This window comes from Neorhodopirellula pilleata (genome assembly GCF_007859915.1).
GTDB lineage: Bacteria > Planctomycetota > Planctomycetia > Pirellulales > Pirellulaceae > Rhodopirellula > Rhodopirellula pilleata.
Genome location: NZ_SJPM01000005.1, coordinates 130,756 through 134,493 on the forward strand (window position 1 = coordinate 130,756; position 3,738 = coordinate 134,493).

Annotated in this window: 2 protein-coding genes; both read right to left on the reverse strand. The window is 53.5% G+C overall.

From position 1 onward, the window contains the following. Nucleotides 1–11: 11 nt before the first annotated feature. Nucleotides 12–2,519 carry a serine/threonine protein kinase gene (locus tag Pla100_RS13600; RefSeq protein WP_231603034.1) on the reverse strand — a complete coding sequence of 836 codons (2,508 nt, stop codon included), beginning with the start codon at nt 2,517–2,519 and terminating at the stop codon, nt 12–14. 348 nt (nt 2,520–2,867) lie between these two features. Then, nucleotides 2,868–3,488, reverse strand: coding sequence for an RNA polymerase sigma factor (locus tag Pla100_RS13605; RefSeq protein ID WP_231603070.1), 621 nt, complete (start codon nt 3,486–3,488; stop codon nt 2,868–2,870). Nucleotides 3,489–3,738: the final 250 nt, after the last annotated feature.

Below are 3,738 nucleotides of genomic sequence, written 5' to 3' on the forward strand. Positions count from 1 at the left end.
CGACGGTGGGCTCACTTGCCTGAACTCGTTTGCCACTGGGCGTTAACGATCGTCCCGTGGTGTTCGTTACCCGATGAATCATGCAAGACGTCACCGCTGCCTTCATCGACACGGTAGAGTGCGAGCGTGTGCTCATCCGTTTTCATTTCGAATTCTGGAGAGAAGTTGTCTTGGTACCGCGCGATCGTCGAGATGCGTGCTTCGCCGATCGATCCCACCATCGAGCCGCCCAATCGGACGGTGGAATCCCACTTGCCGCCACCGCCGGCTCCCCAGTCCATTGTCGAGGGTTCGGTTCCGACCAGTTTGCCGTTGAGATAAAGCCGTCGTTGTTTGTCAATTTCGTCGATGGCGGCAATATGCATCCAATGGGATGCCTGCTCCTGATGCCACAGTGGACCGTGGATGCCGCGAAAGCGAATCGGCGGTGCACCGCGTCCTCCCACTTCACCGTTTTCGATATACCCTGCGCCGCTACCGCTGGTGATCGACCAGTGGTCGATGCCGATGTAGTTTTCATGCGCGTCCATCTCTTGGCGGTCACGTTGAATCCACAATTCCAGCGTATAGACCATCGTGGGTCTGATTTGATTCCACTCCACTGATGCGGTCAGGGTGGGGAACTCCACATAGCTTTCGTTCCGCTCGGTGAAACGCAATGCGTGCTTGCCAGGGTACACGTCCGTCAGCACCGGAATGGGTTCGCGGTCTGATGGGAGTTTCTGAGATTGAGGAATCTCTTGCGAAGAGGACATCTTCGAAGCGGCAAGGGCATCGTTATCCGGCGACGATTCCGGCAATGGAGAGATCAGATGCTCCTCGATCGGCGTTCCATCGCGAATGATTTGGACTTTTTGGTTCTCGACCATCGTGATGCGAAGTGCGATGGTTTCTCCTTGACCGAGTGTGAATTCATTTGTTTGAAAGCTGACATCACCAACCTTGATTTGAAGGTGATGTTCCCCCGGTGCAATCTCGAATTCTCCTTGATCCGCCGTAACTCGGAGTCGGTCGTCGCCACCGACGGACACCTTAATCGACGGGTCATCAATCTCAATTCGCAGCAAACCATGAGGCGTTTGAATGAACATCAAAATGGCCGCCAACAACAACGAGAAACCACCTGCGGACGCGACAATCCATGGCCAAGAGGTGAATCGGTCGTTTCCTGCTGAAACAGTCCGTCTCGACGGATCCACTGTTTCGCTTGCGGCAGGATCAGCACTCGGTGGATCCACAAACGCAAGCGATTGATCCTCTGTCAATGTCGACGCCGAGCCCACACACATCTGAGTCTCGGCATAGGATTCGGAGCGGCGATCGCCTTGTTTTGCGCTGGCCAGATCTGCTCGTTCGGGCAGTCCAACCAGATTCGGAACGCCGAGCGTCACATCTTGGTCGCGGAAGCTGAGCAAGTCGGTAATCACCTCACTCATTGTCTGATATCGGTCATCTGGAGTTTTGGCAACCATCTTGGAGAATATGGCATCGAGAGCCCGTGGTACATCAGCACGCTTTTGACTCAGCGATGGAATTGCGTCCTCTCGATGCGACAAAATCTTTTTCATCATCGTGTCACCATGATAAGGTCGTTCGCCGTTAAGCAGGCAGTACATGGTGCAGCCGAGACTGTAGACATCGGCGCGGGCATCCGCCGATCGCGTGTCGAGAGCCTGCTCGGGGGCCATGAAGTCGACCGTGCCCATGATCTGGCCGACCTGGGTGAGTTGGGCGTCTTCCTCGTTGGCATCGGGGTTTACATCATTCCTGCGGGCGAGTCCCATGTCGAGAACCTTGATGATGCCATTTTGTTGCAACAATAGGTTGGCGGGCTTGATATCTCGATGAATGATTCCGCGATCATGGGCGTATTCCAATCCTTTGGCCGCTTGAATAATGCATTCGACCGCATCCTCCACCGCCAGTGGACCCAATTGTTTGACAATCTTTTCAAGGTCTTGACCCTGGATGTACTCCATCACAAAGTAATGAATCTCGTCCTGTTCGCCGGCATCGTAGGCGGCAACGATATGGGGATGACTCAATTGAGCAACCGCTTGAACCTCGCGGTAGAAACGATCCACTGACGCGGGATCACGGAACGCGGTTTCCGGTAAGACCTTAATCGCGACATCACGCCGCATTCGCTGGTGTCGCGCTTTGAGTACGATTCCCATTCCACCACGGCCCAAAACTCGTTCGACATCGTACCCATTGATCGTCGGGAATTCGGCGAGTTCTTTCTTGATCGTCGGTTGATCGTTCATCAGCAAGGCCTTGGCGACACGTTCCACCCGTGATTGATTCCATTCACCTAGGACACCACTTTTGGCGTTGCAATTATGGATGACTCGTCGAACCAAGACATTGGCGTCCGCATTTTCGACGTGATTCTCGAGTACCAGCTGACAGCGCGGACAAGTTTCAATATGCGACTGAATCTCGTCATGATTACCCCAGCCGATTTCGTCTTGGACAAAGGCTTCAAGAGAATCCTGAGGTGGGCAATCGATCATCATTCTGGCCTCAAAAAACGGTGACAGTTCGCTGTGCTTCGACAGAGAACTGTTGGGGAACATCGGGTCGCTTATTAATCAATACCGAGACCAGCGGATCAACCTACGAGCGGATTGCTGATTTTGATGATTTCGCCCCAGTTCGTTTTGTCAGGCCCGCCGAACTTAGATTGCTTACTTGGCTCAATCGCCGTCTTTTCGGCGGCATCTTCGCCTTCCCAAGAAACCTTGCTGTCTCTGCAGAATCTCGATCGGTCAGATGAACCGGTCCGCCAATGGCTGCGATGATGGGGCGGTCGTCGTATCGCAGCAATCGTGTCACCCGATCATTCGCAGTTACTTGAATGATTCTTAGCCTTCGATTTCGCTGCCGGACTCTAGCACTTCGATTTCGGCGCGAACTTGGTTACCGATTTGATTCTTGGCAGCGTACAACGTACCCAGAGGCATGGCCAATTCGCTGGCGACCTCTTTATTGTCACGCCCTTGAATGGTCGTTTCGTGCCAAGCTCTCCAACGCTCGGTCGACACACGCGAACGCACTCGAGTCATGGCAAACTCGAGGAGCTCCAAATCAAAAACTTCGCTCAGGTTCTCCATCAGCTCCCCTTTCGATTCGATCAAATGCAACCACGAAATGCTGTCGGGCTGATCGGCGGGTAATTGACGATTCTGTAGGCGAGTGAAGTCATTGACCGCATTTTCGGTCGCCTGTCGCAGGTATCCTCGAAAGCTCTGTTTGGCGTCATATCGGAAGCTGCGGATGTATTTCGCGATGCGAACCAAGACTTCTTGGGTGACATCTTCTGCGTCATTGGGTTGCAGGCCTCGGCGTTCGCACCATGAAAAAATCCGACGGCCATAGCGGTCAACGAAATCAACCCACGACTCTTCGTGTCTTTGGTCGGACTGGATACGAGCAATCAAACTGACGTTGGTGCTGCTATCGGTCACGCTCATCACTCGAATCACCTTCAAGAGTATTTTCGGCTATCTGAAAAGAATAGTCATTTTGACTCGTAGTATCTACCACCAATCGGGGTAAGACAGTTGGCGGACTCTCTCAGTGTCGGGAAAGCCGCCGATTCAACTTGGACCTACGATTGCGCAACCGATGAAAATCTTCCGTCGCCGACCTCGACGCTCTCTGACCACCTCTGTCATCCGGTCAAATGCCCGCCGTGATTTGAGTCGGCAACTCCAGTCGCTCGAGCCGCGGCTC

Excerpts from the sequence above, each read along its gene's own strand:
- Pla100_RS13600 (WP_231603034.1), bottom strand. The coding sequence starts at position 2,519 with ATGATGATCGATTGCCCACCTCAGGATTCTCTTGAAGCCTTTGTCCAA.